General features: G+C 40.4%; 15 protein-coding genes and 2 pseudogenes. 14 read left to right on the top strand and 3 right to left on the bottom strand.

The genetic code is table 11. The annotated features are described in order from the left end of the window. Positions 1 to 910, bottom strand: a pseudogene (locus P20429_RS20175) (signal recognition particle-docking protein FtsY); the annotation flags it as partial. Between the two features lie 207 nt (positions 911 to 1,117). Here P20429_RS20175 and rsmD point away from each other — a divergent pair. From rsmD to P20429_RS02160, 14 genes and pseudogenes are all read left to right on the top strand, one after another. Beyond that, positions 1,118 to 1,723, top strand: coding sequence for a 16S rRNA (guanine(966)-N(2))-methyltransferase RsmD (gene rsmD / locus P20429_RS02095; protein WP_007586536.1), 606 nt, complete (start codon positions 1,118 to 1,120; stop codon positions 1,721 to 1,723). Positions 1,724 to 1,868: 145 nt separating this feature from the next. Continuing rightward, positions 1,869 to 2,084, top strand: coding sequence for a 30S ribosomal protein S21 (rpsU, locus tag P20429_RS02100; protein ID WP_002957797.1), 216 nt, complete (start codon positions 1,869 to 1,871; stop codon positions 2,082 to 2,084). Positions 2,085 to 2,103: 19 nt separating this feature from the next. Next, positions 2,104 to 2,550, top strand: coding sequence for a GatB/YqeY domain-containing protein (locus P20429_RS02105; RefSeq protein ID WP_007586535.1), 447 nt, complete (start codon positions 2,104 to 2,106; stop codon positions 2,548 to 2,550). 244 nt (positions 2,551 to 2,794) lie between these two features. Continuing rightward, the gene (dnaG, locus tag P20429_RS02110; RefSeq protein ID WP_007586534.1) at positions 2,795 to 4,546 is read left to right on the top strand and encodes a DNA primase; all 1,752 of its coding nucleotides are present in this window, start codon (positions 2,795 to 2,797) and stop codon (positions 4,544 to 4,546) included. Positions 4,547 to 4,670: 124 nt separating this feature from the next. Continuing rightward, the gene (gene rpoD / locus P20429_RS02115) at positions 4,671 to 6,518 is read left to right on the top strand and encodes an RNA polymerase sigma factor RpoD (RefSeq protein ID WP_007586533.1); all 1,848 of its coding nucleotides are present in this window, start codon (positions 4,671 to 4,673) and stop codon (positions 6,516 to 6,518) included. A 67-nt stretch (positions 6,519 to 6,585) separates the two neighbouring features. Then, positions 6,586 to 7,467, top strand: a complete 882-nt coding sequence (gene prmA / locus P20429_RS02120; protein ID WP_007586531.1) for a 50S ribosomal protein L11 methyltransferase — start codon at positions 6,586 to 6,588, stop codon at positions 7,465 to 7,467. A gap of 281 nt (positions 7,468 to 7,748) precedes the next feature. After that, entirely contained in the window at positions 7,749 to 8,720 is a 972-nt protein-coding gene (gene dusB / locus P20429_RS02125; protein ID WP_010553368.1) for a tRNA dihydrouridine synthase DusB, read from the top strand. A 19-nt stretch (positions 8,721 to 8,739) separates the two neighbouring features. Then, entirely contained in the window at positions 8,740 to 9,030 is a 291-nt protein-coding gene (gene fis, locus P20429_RS19925) for a DNA-binding transcriptional regulator Fis (protein WP_002957804.1), read from the top strand. A gap of 191 nt (positions 9,031 to 9,221) precedes the next feature. Continuing rightward, complete coding sequence (gene purH / locus P20429_RS02130) at positions 9,222 to 10,808, top strand: bifunctional phosphoribosylaminoimidazolecarboxamide formyltransferase/IMP cyclohydrolase (RefSeq protein WP_007586526.1); 1,587 nt, start codon at positions 9,222 to 9,224, stop codon at positions 10,806 to 10,808. A gap of 106 nt (positions 10,809 to 10,914) precedes the next feature. After that, the gene (locus P20429_RS02135; RefSeq protein ID WP_007586523.1) at positions 10,915 to 11,736 is read left to right on the top strand and encodes a class I SAM-dependent methyltransferase; all 822 of its coding nucleotides are present in this window, start codon (positions 10,915 to 10,917) and stop codon (positions 11,734 to 11,736) included. A gap of 15 nt (positions 11,737 to 11,751) precedes the next feature. Next, a complete protein-coding gene (gene purD, locus P20429_RS02140; RefSeq protein WP_007586521.1) occupies positions 11,752 to 13,035 on the top strand; it encodes a phosphoribosylamine--glycine ligase in 1,284 nt (427 codons plus the stop codon). A 112-nt stretch (positions 13,036 to 13,147) separates the two neighbouring features. Beyond that, positions 13,148 to 15,688, top strand: coding sequence for an EAL domain-containing protein (locus P20429_RS02145; RefSeq protein ID WP_033027136.1), 2,541 nt, complete (start codon positions 13,148 to 13,150; stop codon positions 15,686 to 15,688). Positions 15,689 to 15,710: 22 nt separating this feature from the next. Next, a pseudogene (locus tag P20429_RS02155) lies at positions 15,711 to 16,519 on the top strand (DUF2797 domain-containing protein). Positions 16,520 to 16,525: 6 nt separating this feature from the next. Next, positions 16,526 to 16,819, top strand: a complete 294-nt coding sequence (locus P20429_RS02160; protein ID WP_007586512.1) for a hypothetical protein — start codon at positions 16,526 to 16,528, stop codon at positions 16,817 to 16,819. A 13-nt stretch (positions 16,820 to 16,832) separates the two neighbouring features. Here P20429_RS02160 and P20429_RS02165 read toward each other — a convergent pair whose 3' ends face one another. Then, positions 16,833 to 17,750: a histone deacetylase family protein gene (locus P20429_RS02165; protein WP_007586510.1), complete on the bottom strand. Its 918-nt coding sequence runs from the start codon at positions 17,748 to 17,750 to the stop codon at positions 16,833 to 16,835. Positions 17,751 to 17,872: 122 nt separating this feature from the next. Beyond that, on the bottom strand, positions 17,873 to 19,414 hold the full coding sequence (locus P20429_RS02170) for a serine hydrolase (protein WP_007586502.1): 1,542 nt from the start codon (positions 19,412 to 19,414) through the stop codon (positions 17,873 to 17,875). Positions 19,415 to 19,422 lie beyond the last annotated feature (8 nt).

The following is a 19,422-nucleotide window of genomic DNA, read 5'->3' as shown; positions in this document are numbered from 1 at the left end:
CCGCAGTAATGCGTTCTTGCTCTAAACGCTCGCTTTCTACTTTTTCAGCAGTAATGCGTTCTTGCTCTAAACGTTCGCTTTCTGCTTTATCAGCTGCAATGCGTTCTTGCCCTAAGCGCTCGTTCTGAGCTTTTTCAGCAGCAGTACGTACTTGCTCTAAACGTTCGCTTTCTGCTTTATCAGCTGCAATGCGTTCTTGCTCTAAACGCATTTGCGCTTCTTGTTCTGCTAAACGTTTTGCTTGATCTTGTCTTTGTGCTTCAGCATCTGCTTGTTCTTTTGCTAATAACTCAGCATTCGCTTGCTCTATTGCAAGCTTTTCAGCTTTTACAGCTTCATCCTTTTTTTCAAGGCGTATTTGCTCTAGTCGCTCAGCCTCTACTTTTTCTGCAGCCAATCGCTCTTGCTCTAAGCGCATCTGCGTTTCTTGATCGGCTAAACGTTGTGCATATTCTTGTCTTTGCGCTTCTGCATCAGCTTGTTGTTTTGCAAGCAATTCAGCATTGGCCTGCTCAATGGCAATCTTTTCTGCGTTTTCAGCACGCTCTTGCTCTAAACGTTTTGCTTCAATTTGTTCAGAAGCAATACGCTCCTGCTCTAAGCGCTCTGTTTCGGCCTCTGCTTTTAAACGTTCAGCTTCAGCTTGCTCCTGTGCTAGCTTTTCTTGCTCTAAACGTTTAGCTTCAATTTGTTCAGCAGCAATACGCTCCTGCTCTAAGCGCTCTGTTTCGGCTTCTGCTTTTAAACGTTCAGCTTCAGCTTGCTCCTGTGCTAGCTTTTCTTGCTCTAGCTTCTGCGCTTCTTCTTGCGCTAATGCTTGTTGTTTATCAGCGGCTGCTTTTTGCTCTGCTTCTTTTTTATCTGACTTGCCAAAACCGAGCCACGACATGAATTTACTTTTTTTTGTCATACTTGCTAATAACCACTTATAAAAATCTGATAAACTAAAATTTGAAATAGCTTGGCAATGCCCAGCAATAGTTGCTAATAAATACAACCATTCAAAACGTAAGTGTTCAATAGTAACACTTTTAATACGGTTGAAAAATGAAGCTACACGTAATCACCCATAATATTATCTGAGCTAGATACCATATACCATTTTTTAGTGAGCTAAATGAGAAAAAAAACAACGCAAAATAAAGCTACTAACAAGCCCAGTGATGGCTTTATTAGAGTGATTAGTGGCCAATTTCGAGGCCGAAAACTCCCTGTTAAAAATGTAGAAGGCTTAAGACCTACTACCGATCGAATTAAAGAAACTGTATTTAATTGGCTAATGCAAGATACGCGTGACACAAATGTACTTGATTGTTTTGCAGGTTCTGGTGGGTTAGGATTTGAAGCGCTATCTCGATTTGCTAAAAACGCCACATTTATCGAGCTCGACTCGTCAGCTGCCAAGCAATTAGAACAAAACATTAGCACTTTAAAACTCGACAACGCATACGTTAAACATACTAATTCACTCTCCTTTTTAGAGCAAAAAAACACAAACGAAGCGTTTAATCTTGTATTTGTTGACCCACCATTTCGTAAAGATTTAGCGCAAACAACCTGCGATTTATTAGAAAAAAACCAATGGTTAAGCGATGATGCATTAATTTATGTTGAAGTAGAAACAGAGTTAACCACCTTCAAGAACCCGAGCAACTGGTTGTTAATTAAAGAAAAAAAGGCAGGCCAAGTGTTTTGCAAACTCTACCAGCGCCAAGCAAATTAATACTGTTTTACATGATGCGTTTCTGTTAATATTGTCCTTTACATGTGGTGTTGCTTCGGATTACAATACCGCACCATTTTTGAACCACTTGATCAATGTTTGATCAACTTGAGCAACGCTCATAATTTAGGTAGGTGAATTTTTAATGCCAGTAATTAAAGTAAGAGAGAACGAACCGTTTGACGTAGCACTTCGTCGCTTCAAGCGTTCATGTGAAAAAGCAGGAATCCTTTCAGAAGTTCGTCGTCGCGAGCACTATGAAAAACCAACAGCTGAGCGTAAGCGTAAAAAAGCTGCTGCAGTAAAACGTCACATGAAAAAACTTTCTCGTGATAACGCACGTCGCGTTAAATTATACTAATATATTAGGTCTTGTATAAATGAGCCTTTTAATAACGCTAAAAGATGCGCAAAAAGATGCGATGAGAGCTAAAGACAAACAACGTCTTAACCCTATTCGTATGGTACTTGCTGCAATCAAGCAACGTGAAATTGACGAGCGCATAGAACTAGACGACGCAGGTATTACCTCCGTTATAGTGAAGCTTGTTAAACAACGTCGTGACTCTTACACTCAGTACAAAGATGCTGGGCGTGATGATTTAGCTGATATTGAAGCCAATGAAATAGTGGCACTTGAAACTTTCTTACCTCAAAAATTGAGTGAAGAAGAAATCATTGCTCTCATTGATGCGGCTATTGCTGATACTAACGCAGCAGGTATGCAAGACATGGGTAAAGTAATGGGTATAATCAAAAGCAAAGCCGAAGGTCGTGCCGATATGGGCAAAATCTCTGGTTTAATTAAGCAACGATTAACTGCCTAATACTCCCACATACATTAAAGTATGATTGAAGTGAACCGAGCCTTGCGCTCGGTTTCTTTGTTTTTAACTTTAATAAAAAGTACACCTACTAGGTTACTTTAAAATGAAATTTTTTATAGCTTCCCTATTTATTTTGTTATCATTTTGGTAAGTTAAAGCACGCTATACTTTGCATCAAGCAAGTATAAAAAAGTAAATTTCATATTCGTTATTCTTCTTATTATTTCAGGACTGTATTTTACTAATGGCTGGAAAGATCCCACGTAACTTTATAGACGATTTACTTGCCAGAACCGATATTGTCGACCTGATAGACTCAAAAGTAGGTCTAAAAAAAGCAGGTAAGGATTATCAAGCTTGTTGCCCATTCCATAACGAAAAATCGCCCTCATTTACCGTATCGCAAGACAAACAGTTTTATCATTGCTTTGGTTGTGGCGCTAATGGTAATGCTATTTCGTTTGTAATGGAGTATGAAAAGCTTGAGTTTGTAGATGCTATTGAAGAAATAGCAAGCATGCTTAACTTAGAAGTACCTCGAGAACAAGGCACAAACTCAGCACCAGAACGTACTGCTGCGCAAAAGCGCTCTGATTACGATTTAATGCTTCATACTGCGCGCTTTTATCAGCACCAATTAAAACACCACAGTAATTCTGCCGCCGTTATTGAATATGTAAAAGGCCGTGGTTTAAGTGGTGAGACAGTTAAAAAGTTTATGATTGGCTACGCCCCCAGCGAATGGGATGGATTATGTCTTCAGCTTGGCCGTAATAAAGAACAAAAAGAGCAATTAGTTGAATTAAAGCTAGCTTCAGAAAAAACACCAGGCAGACAATTTGATTTTTTCCGCGACCGATTAATGTTCCCTATTCGCGATAAACGCGGGCGTGTTATTGCATTTGGTGGCCGTGTAATGCAAGCCGACCAAGGGCCAAAATATTTAAACTCGCCAGAGACCCGAATTTTTCATAAAGGCTTTGAGCTTTACGGACTTTATGAAGCAAAGCAAGCCCATAAAAAACTTGAGCATGTAATGGTTGTGGAAGGTTACATGGATGTTGTTGCCTTAGCCGAACAAGGGATTGAATATGCCGTTGCATCACTAGGTACCGCAACAACAAGCGAGCACATGCATACGCTGTTTAGAACAACAGATAAAGTAATCTGTTGTTACGATGGCGACAGAGCTGGCCGTGATGCAGCTTGGAGGGCGCTTGAAAACGCACTTCCTTATTTAAATGACGGTAAAGCACTGCAATTTACTTTTTTACCCGATGGCGAAGACCCTGACTCTCTTGTACAAAAAGAAGGTAAGGAGCAATTCGAATTGCGCCTAAGCCAAGCAGATGACTTTACCAAAGTATTGTTTAATAAATTAAGCCAAGAAGTTGATTTAACACTCGACTCAGGAAAAGCTAAATTACTCAGTGCAGCACTTCCACTCATTGAAAAAATCCCAAGTGAATTTTATCAAGAAAACATTCTTGAACAATTAGGGCGTTTAATCGGAAGAACACGTGAGCAATTAAATAACCGTTTAAAAACCCCAAAGCAACAGCATTCGATTGAACGTAAGTTTAAAATAACACCAATGCGTCAAGCGATTGGTATTTTAATTCAACATCCTAACTTAGCTAAAAATGTGCCATATTTACCTGAACTCGCACAAATGAATATTGCTGGTATAGGGCTATTATTACGCTTACAAGAGCAAGCTTTAGAAAAAGAAAGCATTACCACAGCGCAACTACTCGAATTTTTTAGAGGAACTGAAGATTACGAGCCCTTAATCAAGCTTGCAACGTGGCAACACGACATAAATGAAGAGCGTTTAGAAACGGTTTTTAAAAATACTTTCAAGTTTATTGAAGATCAGTGTTTAAATTATCGACTCGAGACCCTATTAATAAAGGACAAGACTCAAGGCCTTAGTAGCGACGAAAGACTTGAGTGTCATTTGTTAATGACAGCGTTAAAAGCCACTAACAGCTAGTCAAAATTGATTTAAACTGTTATACTGTGCTATTCACTGCGTCACATTATTCTAGTTGGCTTTAATGCAAACTACATGATGGCGCCTGTTGTATCAACTTATCAGAGTGGAAGAAACAATCTCTATGGATCCAACTCCTCAGTCACAATTAAAACTTCTGATTCAAAAAGGTAAAGAGCAAGGCTACTTAACTTTTGCAGAAGTAAATGATCACCTTCCACAAGACATTATAGACTCAGATCAAGTAGAAGATATCATAAGCATGATTAATGATATGGGTATCAAGGTTAGCGAAAACGCGCCTGATGCTGATGAATTAATGATGCAAGAAACAACGACAGACGAAGACGCAGCTGAAGCTGCCGCTGCAGCCCTTGCGACTGTAGAAAAAGAAATCGGCCGTACAACGGATCCGGTTCGCATGTACATGCGTGAAATGGGTACTGTTGAACTTCTTACACGTGAAGGCGAAATTGTAATCGCTAAACGTATCGAAGAAGGCATTAACCAAGTACAGATTTCTGTTGCAGAGTACCCTGAAGCAATCACTTACCTGCTAGAGCAGTGGGATAAGTTTGAAGCTGAAGAAATGCGTTTAAGCGATATCATCGTTGGATTTATCGATCCTAATGAAGATACAGCGCCAATTTCAGCAACTAATATCGGTTCAGAATTAAGTGCTAAGCAACTTGATGACGATAAAGATGACAAAGATGATGCTGATAGCGATGACGAAGATGAAGAAGAAGTAGACACAGGGCCAGATCCTGAAGAAGCGCGCATTCATTTTGAAAATTTACGTGATTTATACAATAAAGCACGTGATACGTTTGAAGCTAAAGGTCGTTCGCATCCTGAATCACAAGCCGCCATTTTTGAAATTGGTGAGCTTTTCAGAACCTTTAAATTAATACCTAAACAGTTTGACCGCATGGTAAATAACATGCGTGAAATGATGGATCGTGTTCGCGTTCAAGAACGTCTAATCATGAAACAAGCTGTACAAATTGCTAAATTACCGAAGAAAACATTCGTTAAGCATTTTGCTAACAACGAAACTGACGCTTCATGGGTAGATTTAGAAATTTCAGGTAACGAAAAGTATTCAGCTAAACTTGAAGAAGTTAAGCCAGAAATCATTCGTAGCATTAATAAACTATCTGTTATTGAACAAACAACAGGTTTAAGCATTGAGCGTATTAAAGACATTAACCGTCGAATGAGCATTGGTGAAGCGAAAGCACGCCGTGCAAAAAAAGAAATGGTTGAAGCTAACTTACGTCTTGTAATCTCAATAGCTAAAAAATATACAAACCGTGGCTTACAATTCTTGGATTTAATTCAAGAAGGTAACATTGGTCTGATGAAAGCAGTTGATAAGTTTGAATACCGCCGTGGTTATAAGTTCTCTACTTATGCTACGTGGTGGATACGTCAAGCAATCACTCGCTCTATTGCTGACCAAGCAAGAACAATCCGTATTCCAGTACATATGATTGAAACGATTAATAAACTTAACCGTATTTCTCGTCAAATGTTACAAGAAATGGGTCGTGAGCCAAATCCAGAAGAATTAGCAGAACGCATGATGATGCCTGAGGATAAAATCCGTAAGGTACTTAAGATTGCTAAAGAGCCAATTTCAATGGAAACACCAATCGGTGATGATGAAGATTCTCACTTAGGTGACTTTATCGAAGATACAACTATTGATTCGCCAATTGATTCGGCAACAATGGAGTCTCTTCGTGGCGCAACTAACGATGTACTTGCAGGCCTAACAGCCCGTGAAGCTAAAGTACTACGTATGCGTTTTGGTATTGATATGAATACCGACCACACCTTAGAAGAAGTAGGTAAACAGTTTGACGTAACACGTGAACGTATTCGTCAAATAGAAGCGAAAGCGCTGCGTAAATTACGCCACCCTTCTCGCTCAGATTTACTGAAAAGCTTTTTAGACGCTAAATAATTTAGCGCTACTATATAAACTAAAAAGGCCGCTATAGCGGCCTTTTTTCTATTTGAAGGAAATAATCATGGCTTGGATCCAAATTCGTATTAACGCCAATGCTGCAACAGCAGATGCAGTAAGTGACCTATTAATGGAAGCGGGTAGTGCTTCAGTAACCTTTATTGACGCAAAAGACACCCCTATTTACGAACCCAAAATTGGCACCGTTGTATTTTGGGCTGATACAACAGTAATTGGCTTGTTTGAAGCTAATCACGATATGAATGCAGTCGTTGCGTTATTGAAACGCCATGATGAACTAAAAGACAATTTAGTATACAAAATAGAGCAGCTTGAGGATAAAGACTGGGAACGTGAATGGATGGATAACTTCCACCCTATTCAATTTGGTGAAAGACTATGGATTTGTCCAAGCTGGCGCGACATTCCAGATCCTGATGCAGTAAATGTACTGCTTGACCCTGGCCTTGCTTTTGGTACGGGCACACATGCAACAACGGCCTTGTGTCTTAAGTGGTTAGAAAGCCAAAATCTAACAGGTAAAACGGTTGTTGATTTTGGTTGTGGCTCAGGCATTTTAGGTATTGCAGCTATAAAACTAGGCGCAGAGCGCATGATTGGGATTGATATTGATCCTCAAGCGCTTGAGGCAAGCCTCGATAATGCTAACCGCAATGGCGTTGCAGACAAACTTGAAGTATACCTTCCAGAAAACCAACCTGAGTTTACCGCCGACATAGTAGTGGCAAATATATTAGCCCAGCCACTTCGCGAATTGCACAGTGTAATTTTAGGTTTATTAAAGCCTGGCGGCAAAATTGCCATGTCGGGTATTTTAGAAGAACAAGCACAATCAGTTGCTGATATTTATGCACCATTTATTGAACTAGATGATATTGCCGTTGAAGGTGATTGGACTCGAGTAAGTGGCACTAAAAAAGCGTAATAAACTGCATAACCAAATTTAGAGCATTAACTCAAAACCTGCATGTAAAGCCTGTATTTAACAGGCTTTACTATTTTTTTACATATTAAAAGTTTTCTGATTATTGTGTAAAAAATAAAACTTGTATAAATTTCAAACAAATCAACCTACTTGTCATGTGGTTATCAAATGTCAATACGAAAAGGGCAAAAAAAAGTTACTTTTGTTCAATTTATAGCCTTTGATTTTTGTGAAAAAAACCGTAAACTTAGCGCCCCTTGAAAAGAGGCCTATTGAATATAGTGCGTATCGGTAAATACCAACTTGAGAATAATGTAATTGTCGCGCCAATGGCTGGCATTACAGACAGACCATTTAGACAACTTTGCCGTCGTTTAGGCGCAGGGCTAGCTGTTTCTGAAATGCTATCGTCTAATCCTAAGGTTTGGAAAACGGAAAAGTCGATGAACCGTATGGATCACAGCGGTGAGTCGGGTATACGCGCTGTGCAAATTGCAGGAGCAGATCCTGAGCTTATGGCGCAGGCCGCACAATTCAATGTTGCTAACGGTGCACAGATCATAGATATCAATATGGGGTGCCCAGCAAAAAAAGTGAACAAGAAACTCGCAGGCTCTGCCTTATTACAGTTTCCTGAACTTGTGGAAGAGATTATTGATGCAGTCGTTAATGCTGTTGATATACCTGTGACACTTAAAATCCGTACAGGATGGGATCCGGATAACCGTAATGGTGTAGAGATTGCGAGAATAGCTGAACGTTATGGCATTGCATCACTTGCTGTACATGGGCGTACGCGCGCATGTATGTACAAAGGTGATGCTGAGTACGCCACGATTAGGGATATAAAACGTTCAGTGTCGATCCCTGTTGTTGCCAATGGTGATATTACATCACCAGAAAAAGCAAAACAGGTTTTAGACTATACGGGTGCAGATGCCATTATGATTGGCCGAGCCGCCCAAGGTCGCCCTTGGATATTTAGGGAGATAGACCACTATTTGCGAACTGGGGAACACTTACAGCCGCCTGCTATTGCAGAGGTGCGCAGTATTTTAATGGAGCATTTAACAAACCTCCATCTGTTTTACGGTGAGCCAATGGGAGCGCGAATTGCTCGCAAACATGTATCTTGGTATTTGCAAACCCATGACAGTGATGGTCAGTTTAGGCGAGTATTTAATGCGCTCGACAACCCACAAGCACAGGTCGTCGCATTAGAGCAATACTTTAAAACACTAGCAGCTAACTAAGAAAGAAAGAGACTTAATAATGTTCGAACAAAACGTGACTTCTCCATTTATCACTAACCCTCATGTTCAGTCACACGAGAAACCGCAGCCATTGCGTGATGCAGTAAAAAAAGCTGTTCACCACTATTTAAAGCAGCTTAACGGTCAAGATGTGCAAGACGTTTACGACCTTGTTCTTTCAGAGCTAGAAGCGCCATTACTTGAAGAAGTGATGACATATACACGTGGTAACCAAACTCGTGCAGCAATTTTACTAGGTATCAACCGTGGTACTTTACGTAAAAAGCTTAAAAAATACGGCATGAACTAATATGCTGGCTGTGATTTATCACAGCTAATTATTAAAAAAGCACCCTAGGGTGCTTTTTTTATGCCCGTAGTTTAATAGCCGTGTTGCAAAATGCTCACCCTCATCGGCGCTTTATAAGTCGTTTTTTGAGTTGTAATCAGTTAAAATGCCCGCTTCTAAGCTAGCTCATTAACTGAGGAAATCAAACTACAATGGATACTCATCGTCCCATTCGTCGCGCACTATTAAGTGTGTCTGATAAAACCGGTATTGTTGAATTTGCCCGCGCACTAGAAGCGCAAGGCGTTGATATATTATCAACTGGCGGCACATGTAAACTACTTGCTGATAACGGCATAAAAGTGACTGAAGTATCAGATCACACAGGCCACCCTGAAATCATGGATGGTCGCGTAAAAACTCTTCACCCAAAAATTCACGGCGGCATATTAGCCCGTCGCGGACAAGATGAAAGCGTAATGGCAGATAACAACATTTCTGCTATCGACATAGTTGTAGTTAACTTATACCCCTTTGCGAATACAGTCGCTCAAGAAAACTGCAGCCTTGAAGATGCTATTGAAAATATTGATATTGGCGGCCCTACAATGGTTCGTGCAGCCGCTAAAAACCACAAAGACGTAACAATCGTGGTAAACGCGAGCGACTACGACCGTGTTATTAGCGAAATGCAAAACAACAATGGCTCTACTACATATAAAACACGTTTTGACTTAGCGATTGCTGCTTACGAGCATACTGCCGCATACGATGGCATGATTGCTAACTACTTCGGTAAAATGGTTCCTGATTACACCGAGGAAGCTGCTGTAGAGACTAAATTCCCACGTACTATCAATATGCAGTTCACTAAAAAGCAAGATATGCGTTACGGTGAAAACTCACATCAAGATGCTGCTTTTTATGTTGAAAGTGACATTGCTGAAGCATCAGTTGCAACAGCAACTCAATTGCAAGGTAAGGCCCTTTCGTTTAACAACATTGCAGATACCGATGCAGCACTTGAATGTGTTAAAGAATTTGACGTACCTGCGTGCGTAATTGTAAAACATGCTAACCCGTGTGGTGTTTCAATTGGGGACAATATTCTACAAGCATACGAGCGCGCTTTTAAAACAGACCCTACATCAGCATTTGGTGGCATTATTGCCTTTAACCGAGAGCTAGATGCAGCAACTGCACAAGCAATTGTTGATCGTCAGTTTGTTGAAGTAATTATCGCACCTAGTATTTCGAGCGACGCTGCAAAAATTGTTGAAGCTAAAAAGAACGTTCGTTTATTAGAATGTGGACAGTGGACAGGTAAAGCAGCTGGCCAAGATATTAAACGCGTTAACGGCGGTATTTTAGTTCAAGACCGCGATTTAGGCATGGTAACGCAAGGCGACTTAAAAGTTGTTTCTAAGCGCCAACCTACAGAGCAAGAACTTAAAGATTTACTATTTTGTTGGAAAGTAGCTAAGTTTGTTAAATCAAACGCAATTGTTTATGCCCGTGACGGTATGACCATTGGTGTAGGCGCAGGCCAAATGAGCCGCGTATACTCAGCTAAAATTGCAGGCATAAAAGCTGCCGACGAAAACCTTGAAGTTAAAGGTTCAGTTATGGCGTCTGATGCATTCTTCCCATTCCGTGATGGCATTGACGCAGCAGCAGCCGCTGGTATTACTGCGGTAATTCAGCCAGGTGGCTCAATGCGTGATGAAGAAGTGATTGCAGCTGCTGATGAAGCTGGCATGGCAATGGTACTTACTGGTATGCGCCATTTCCGCCACTAATCACACAAAGGGTTAAACGTTGGTTTAACCCTTTTTGTTTGCTATAAATTCACGTATTCTGATTATTCAATAACCTATTTAAAATTATAATGTGAAGGAACAAACAATGAAATTTGCGCTAAAATCGCTACTTGTAGCCACACTAACGATGACATCGACTATGGCGCTTAGCCATAACCACGAATCGAGCCTTGAGCATGCACTTCAATCAAGCGAACGTAGCGCTAAAAACAGCGTTCGTGACGAATATCGTCACCCGGCTCAAACACTTGCATTTTTTGGCTTTAAACCCACTATGACAGTTGTTGAAATTGCGCCAGGCGGTGGTTGGTATAGTGAAATTTTAGCGCCAGCACTAAAAGAGCAAGGTACTTATTATGCCGCGCACTTTCCTGCTGATTCATCAGTTGGCTACTACCAACGCTCTCTTGCGGGCTTTAAACAAAAAGTAGCTGAAGATGAGCGCTTTAGTAGCGTTAAAATTACTGAGTTTGCACCTGTAACACATTTAGATATTGCGCCAGCTGGCAGTGCCGATATGGTTTTAACTTTTCGTAATGTGCATAACTGGTATATGGGCAAAGATAAAAGCGGTGCATTAAGTGCATTCCAAGCTTTTTATAAAGCCCTTAAACCAGGTGGTACATTAGGTTTAGTTGAACACCGTTTAGCTGAAGAACGTGCTGACGAAGATCAAAAAACATCAGGTTATATGAAGCAGAGCTACGTAGTAGACCTTGCTAAACAAGCTGGGTTTGAATTAGTAGCAAGCAGTGAAATAAATGCAAATCCAAAAGATACAGCCGATCACCCTAAAGGTGTATGGACGCTACCACCAAGCTTAAGACTCGGCGAACAAGATGCTGACAAATATAAAGCCATTGGTGAAAGCGACCGCATGACGCTGAAATTTAAGAAACCGCTTTAAATAGGAATTTTCGCCATGAATGTTTTAGTCATTGGCAGCGGCGGCCGCGAACACGCACTTGCGTTTAAAGCCGCTCAAAACACCAAAGTAAATACTGTATTTGTAGCCCCTGGTAATGCAGGTACTGCACTTGAACCAAAACTTGAAAACGTAGCAATAAACGTTGACGACTTAGATGGTTTACTTAGTTTTGCACAGCAAAACAATGTAGAGCTTACTATTGTAGGTCCAGAAATACCGTTAGTACTGGGTGTTGTTGATAAGTTTCGTGAACATAACATGGCTATTTTTGGCCCAACGGCAGGCGCAGCCCAGCTTGAAGGCTCTAAATCGTTTACTAAAGATTTTTTAGCGCGCCACAATATCCCATCAGGCGATTATCAAACGTTTGAACAAATTGACCCAGCCCTAGCTTATTTAAAAGAAAAAGGCGCGCCAATTGTTGTAAAAGCAGATGGTTTAGCTGCAGGTAAAGGCGTAATTGTAGCAATGACGGAAGCCGATGCCGAAGATGCTATTCGCGATATGCTTGCGGGTAATGCTTTTGGCGATGCGGGAAGCCGTGTTGTTATTGAAGAATTTTTAGAGGGTGAAGAAGCGTCTTTCATTGTAATGGTTGATGGCAAAAACGTATTACCATTTGCTACCAGTCAAGACCATAAACGCGCTTACAATGGCGATGCCGGTCCTAACACGGGTGGCATGGGTGCATACTCACCTGCGCCAGTTGTTACGGATGAAATCCACCAGCGTATTATGAACGAAGTGATCTACCCTACGGTAGAAGGCATGGCAAGCGAAGGCCATCCGTACACCGGCTTTTTATACGCAGGTTTGATGATTGACGAAACAGGTACCCCTAAAGTAATTGAGTACAACTGTCGCTTTGGCGACCCTGAAACTCAACCAATGATGCTACGTTTACAATCAGACTTAGTTGAATTGATTGAAGCTGCTAACCGTGTAGAACTTGATAAAACAACGATTAAGTTTGACCCACGCGCAGCCGTTGGTGTTGTACTTGCAGCTAAAGGTTACCCTGGTGATTACCCTAAAGGTGATGCAATTTCGGGGCTAAAAGTTGATTACCCTGCGGGTGAAAAAGTGTTTCATGCGGGTACTAAGCAAAGTGGCAATGACGTTGTAACCGCAGGCGGTCGCGTATTATGCGCAACAGCACTTGGTAACACTGTTACAGAAGCGCAGCAGCGCGCCTATGAGCTTGTTAAACAAATTAGCTGGGATGGTATGGAATATCGTACTGATATAGCTTACCGTGCTATTGCACGCGAGCAATAGCCTGTAATACCTATTCATTGGTATAACCAGTTAATTTAACTACAAAAGCGCAGTTTATCTGCGCTTTTTTAGTGCTACACTAATTAAAAGGTTTTTTAAAAGTAAATTAACGTTGGAACTAAGAACTTTACGTTACCATGCAATTGCTGTTGCCATACTGATATTTATATTTTTTATAATCAGTACATTGGCATCAAACCTTGTCGTGCCTACACGATATACAATTGATAAAACGGCTCCAATGTACCTAGATTACGCCTACTATATTGACGAAACCAAAACTAAAACATTCGATACCATCATTAACCAACCTGAATTACTTACTCATCAACCATTTTCAGATGTTCCATGGAGTTTTAGCCAGCAAAACTATTGGTTGTTTCTTGATTTAGAAAATAAAAGCCTTAACAAGCAAAATGTTGTGGCACATTTTGACAACCCTATGGTCGATCACCTTACGGTTTATCGCCTCGATAAAAACAACAAACTAATTGAAACATATAAACTCGGCGATAAAGAAGAAGCCCTCTCTTTGTTTGAATACAGCGTACCGCATATTCGTTTTTTAGTAGAAAGAAAATCGTCACAGCGCCTAGTAATGAAAATAGACACAGTCGGCATAAGTAAAACACCTGTAAACTTATATCGTGATAAAGAGTTTATTGACTTAGTGCGCTCTCAAACTGGGATCTGGGGTATTTTTGTAGGCGTGCTATTGATGGCTGCGCTTTATAACTTGGTGCTTTATTTTGGCATAAAAGACCGTGTTTATTTAATTTATATTGGCTATATCGTCAGCGCTATTACGCTAATGGGGGCTGTATTAGGTTTTGGTTTTTATATATGGCCTAATCACTGGCAGCTCCTTATTAACGAACAAGTCGTGTTTAGTAATTATGGGGTCGCTTTTTTCACCCTTGCTTTTTGCACCATGTTTTTGCGCTACCATAAGGATAAATGCTGGCGCTACAAAATGAGCATCACCCTACTTTGGCTTATGTTTGTTCTTGCTGTATGTAGCTTGTTTATTCCCGAGAATATAGCGGCGCCTATATTTTTTGGTGTGATGGTACTGCTTTATATTACCTGTATTATTTTAATATATAACAAGTTACGTAGTGGTTTTAGGTGGGCTAAATTTTATGTTTTTTCATGGATACCACTAATATTTGGTGCTGCAATTCAGCCCATGGAACTCACTGGTGTTTTACCGTATACCTTTACAACCCGCCATGCCTTTTTAGTCGCTATTTTGTGCGAAGTTATTTTAATGGCAATGGCGTTAGCTGACCGAGTAAGGTATCAGCGCGAACGTGCGCTTTACCATGCCACGCACACACAACAAACAAAGTTACTTAATAGCTCCAAGCTAAAACAAGCATTTATGGCGCTACAAAGCCAAAACCGCTCAACAACTTTATGTTTAATAAAAATACGTCACTTTAATTCGCTCAATACAATTATTACCTCTTCTCAGGGCTACACACTTATAAAGCATGTAGCCAAAGAGCTTGAATTAGAACTCAGCCATGAACGCGAATTTACAAACCTCGAAACAGATTTAAACACCAGCCCACGCTTAGCCGATTTAAGCAGTGGCGTATTTGCCTGTATTTCTACTAAAACACAAAACCAAGAAATGCTAGAAGCACTACTGACTAAAATAATTAGCAGCCTACCAAAACAATATGAAATTAAAGGGCTAAACCTGCAGCTTAGTTACAGTATAGGTATTAGTAGTGCAGGTAAGAGTAACGACTTTGAATATTGGTTAAAGCGTGGTTATTTAGCGCTTAAAAAAGCAAAAGGTAGCGTTAATCAAGTTGGGTCATCGTCAAACGGTAATAATCTAATGATGGACGTTGCTCTAGCCGCTAAGCTGCAACAAGCCATCAAAACAAATCAACTGGCACTTTATTACCAACCTCAAATAAACTTATTAAGTAACCACGTAAGTGGTGCTGAAGCTTTATTACGTTGGCCCGACCCAACTTACAGCAACTTATCAATTGAAGAACTAATAATACTTGCTGAGCACACAGGCATTATTAACGAGCTAACACTGTGGGTAATAGAGCAAGCCTGTAAAGACATAGTCAAGCTTACAAAAAATGGCTATAACGAGCACACAATTAGCGTAAATTTAAGCGCTAAAAACTTAACTATAAATAACTTAGCCGAAAAAGTAGAAAATATTTTAATTAAATACCAAGTGCCGGCACAGTTACTTAAATTTGAACTAACCGAATCGGCCTTCGTAGATAGCCAAGATGCACTTATAAAGTTAGTTGATGAGCTAACCTCATTAGGTATTAAAGTAGTACTGGATGACTTTGGGACAGGCTATGCGTCACTTAGCTACTTAGTCAATTATCACTTTAGTGAACTTAAAATAGATAAGTCATTTGTTTTTGATTTACCTAATAACCCTACTCACCAAGTTATTGTACAAACAGCCATTGATATGGCGCATAACCTCAATTTATCAATAACAATTGAGGGGGTAGAAACCCAAGAAATCCATCACTTACTCAAAGATATGAACGCTGACTACGCCCAAGGTTATTTATACGCAAAAGCACTGCCTTACACCGACTATTTACACTTCTTAAAAAGCCAATATAGCTTAAAAATGTTAGACTCCTCTTTTTAACATCTTTAGGGGCCAAGTAAAGATGCAAGGCACACTGCGTAAATTAAAATCGAGCTTAACCGAACCAGTACAATATCACTTACCTGTAGGTGAACACCTAGTAGACTTAAATGCATTTATAGGTAAGGAGCTTACGCTTACCTTTAGTGGCACTATTTTATGTTCTAACTGCGGTAAAAAACCAAAAAAAGCTATTCTCAAGGTCACTGTTTTGTATGCATGCGCAAGCTCGCTAGTTGCGATATGTGTATTATGAAACCAGAAACCTGCCACTACGATCAAGGCACTTGCCGAGAGCCACAGTGGGGCGAAGAAAACTGCATGATCCCACACTATGTATATCTCGCTAACACCTCTGGGTTAAAAGTAGGTATTACCCGCCACACACAAATACCAACTCGTTGGGTTGATCAAGGCGCGACTCAAGCATTACCTATTTTTAAAGTGCAAACTCGCCTGCAATCAGGTTTAGTGGAAGTTGCATTGGCTGAATTTATTGCCGATAAAACGAATTGGCGCAATATGCTAAAAGGTCAAAACGAAGCAATTGATTTAAAAGCAGCTGCAGCTGAATTGATCCCACAAATTAGTGAAAAGCTAAACGAGCTCAGTGAATTATTTGGCGCAACAGCAATAGAACAACTTGATGAAGATGTGGTTGATTTAAACTTTCCAGTAACCGAATACCCAACAAAAATCAGCTCATTTAACTTTGATAAAGACCCTGTTGTAAGTGGTGTTTTACAAGGTATTAAAGGCCAATACTTAATTTTTGAAAAAGGCGTTATTAATATTCGTAAATTTACGTCTTATGAAGTAACCGTAGGCTAACGGGCTATGTTAAACAGCTACCCACAGTTATTGGTTATTTATAATGAGCTTGAGATAGCCCATAACCGCCAAGAGCAACAAGAGTGCTTACACAGCGTTATGCAAAGTGAACTAAGCGATGTGCGAGTACTTAATAAGCAAGGTGACTACCTTAATTTACAAGGCACTGCTTGCCCTGAATTGAATGGCGAGCAACTAGCACAGCTTGTTACAGCTTACTTATTAAATGAAGGACAATGCTGCCTTGGTAAAATCAAAACCCTAAGCACAGCGCAGGCGTTTGATTTATTAGGGCTATAAACACTCTCTTTATTTAAACCTCAGTAAGCACTTTTATATGCGCTACAGCACTGCGACCTAAAGCTGATAGCGCATAGCCACCTTCTAAATACGAAATAACACCTTTGCAGCCGCCCTCTTTAGCAACACCACATAGTTGCTCGGTAAGCCAAATGTAGTCATCCTCTACAAACTTTAAGCTCGCCATATCATCTTCTAGGTGTGCATCAAACCCTGCGCTTATAAAAAGTAATTCAGGCTTAAACGTTTTTAATTTTGGTAACCATTGCTGCGTAAACACGTCTTTTAAGTCGTCGCCATTACTGGCAATTGGCAAAGGAGAATTAACTATATGGCTATTATTTTTAACCGCTGTATTTGGGTAAAACGGATACTGAAATAACGAACAAAGCAGTACGTTTTCGTCATCAATAAAAATGTCTTGTGTGCCATTACCATGGTGTACATCAAAGTCAGCAATCGCAATCCGCTTAATCCCTTTGCCTTGTGCGTACTTAACGGCAATAGCTAAGTTATTAAACACACAAAACCCAGATGATGAATCTTTATTAGCATGATGCCCTGGCGGGCGTACTGAGCAAAAAGCAGCATCGAGTTTATCGGCAAGTATTTCATCAACAGCTAACAACCCGGCACCTACTGCCCGCTCAATCGCTTTAAACGAATCGGGGCACAACCACGTATCGCCATCTAAATTAGCGAGTCCTTCGGTTGGTAGTGTAGTTTCTACGTGTTTAACTAAAGCCTCATCGTGAGCAAGTAAATAATGCTCACGCTCGGCCTTAGGTGCCTGCAGGTGTGTTAAGCCAACATCTACACCGCTGGCTAATAACCTGTCGGTAATTGCATCTAAGCGCTCTGGGCACTCAGGATGGTCGTCTATCATTTTATGTTTACGGCAATGAGGGTGTGAAATAACTGCAGTACGCATAAAATGCTCCTAGCCAAAGTAAATTGAGTGTTTAATATAACAAAGCCACCTAATGGTGGCTTTGCGACTTTGGTGTATATCGATACTTTAAATATCGGTACTTTAAATACTAATGTTATTAGCTATTTTGCTTTTAAATGCAGGTTTCTAAAATCAAAGCTAAAGTCGGTAACTTGTGTTGATACTGCACGCATTTTAGCGCTGTTTACACGGTTTTGTGAGCTCATTTCAAAACGAATAAACGCATCCGCTTCAAGCAGCTTTTCATCCCACTTAACTATAAATGTATTACCAGTGTAATGCTCAAGAGTGCCTTTTAAGCGCTTGGTATGCGTAAAATCAATATGTAACTTACTATCAAGCTGTTCAATAATTACATCGCCATACCAATCATCATGTAATGTACCGGTATAGTTAATATTTGGTAATTGTGGTTGGTAGTCAGCGGGTGCTTCTGGTTTTGCATTAGCGTACGCGTGTTGCTTACCTTCAAAATGACTTTTAGCTAAATCCTCTACCCAGTCTTTATCTTCAAGCTCAAGCGCATCTTCAAGTACTTCATGGGTTACCGCCGAAAGCGCACCAAAAGCTTGTTGATTAGATAAAATAACAATACCAAGTTTTTTCTCAGGCAATAAAGTAACTTGCGATACCATCCCTAAAATACCACCGCCATGACCTAGCTTTTTAAAGCCGTGGTAGTCTTCAATACTCCAACCTAACCCATAACCTCTAAACTGTTGATGATACGATTCAAACGCACTTTTAGACGCCATAGACGTAATATGTGGATGCCACATTTGCGCTTGTTGCTTTTCGCTAAATAGTTGCTCGCCACTTGGCATTTTACCGCCCGCTAATTGCGTACGAAGCCATTGGCTCATGTCGCTTACACTCGAAGCAATGGCACCTGCGCCTCTAAAATCTTCTAGGTAATTCACAAAAAATGGATGAAGCGTGCCATCCATAGGAATATGACCTGTCGCCCAGTTTTTATTACTTTTTGGAATACGTGAAAATCCCGCGCGTGAGTTATCCATGTGCAGCGGTTGTAATATATTTTTTTCGATGTAATCGTTCCAGCTGATACCCGACACACGTGCAACCACCTCACCAGCGGTAACAAACATCAAGTTGTTATAAGCATACTTACTACGAAAACTGCTCGCTGGTTTTAAATACTGTAATCCCGCTAAAATTTCATCAACTGACTTATCGGTACTTGGCCAAATCATTAAATCGCCCTGCCCAAGCCCTAGCCCACTGCGGTGACTTAATAAATCACGAATACGCATTTCGCGTGTTACGTATGAGTCGTATAATCTAAACTCTGGTAAATGATCAATTACGCGGTCATCCCAGCTTAACTTCCCCTCATCAACCAACTTGGCAAGCGCTGCTGTTGTAAACGCTTTCGTGTTTGAAGCAATACCAAACAAGGTGTCTTTGTTTACTTTTTTGTTGGTATCGAGATTAGTTACACCAAAGCCTTTAGCAAATATTACTTTATCGTTTTCAACAATGGCGACTGCCATACCGGGTACGTCAAAACGCGCCATTGACGCTTTAATAACGTCGTCAATTTTGTTGGTATCAACTTGTGCCCAGCTACTAAACGAAGTGCCTGCTAGTAGTGCAATTGCGGCAAGTTTGGTTAATTTCATATCAATCC

Source organism: Pseudoalteromonas sp. BSi20429, from assembly GCF_000238895.1.
Classification (GTDB): domain Bacteria; phylum Pseudomonadota; class Gammaproteobacteria; order Enterobacterales; family Alteromonadaceae; genus Pseudoalteromonas; species Pseudoalteromonas arctica.
Note: the sequence above shows the minus strand (reverse complement) of the source record. Positions and strands in the feature narration are given on the sequence as shown.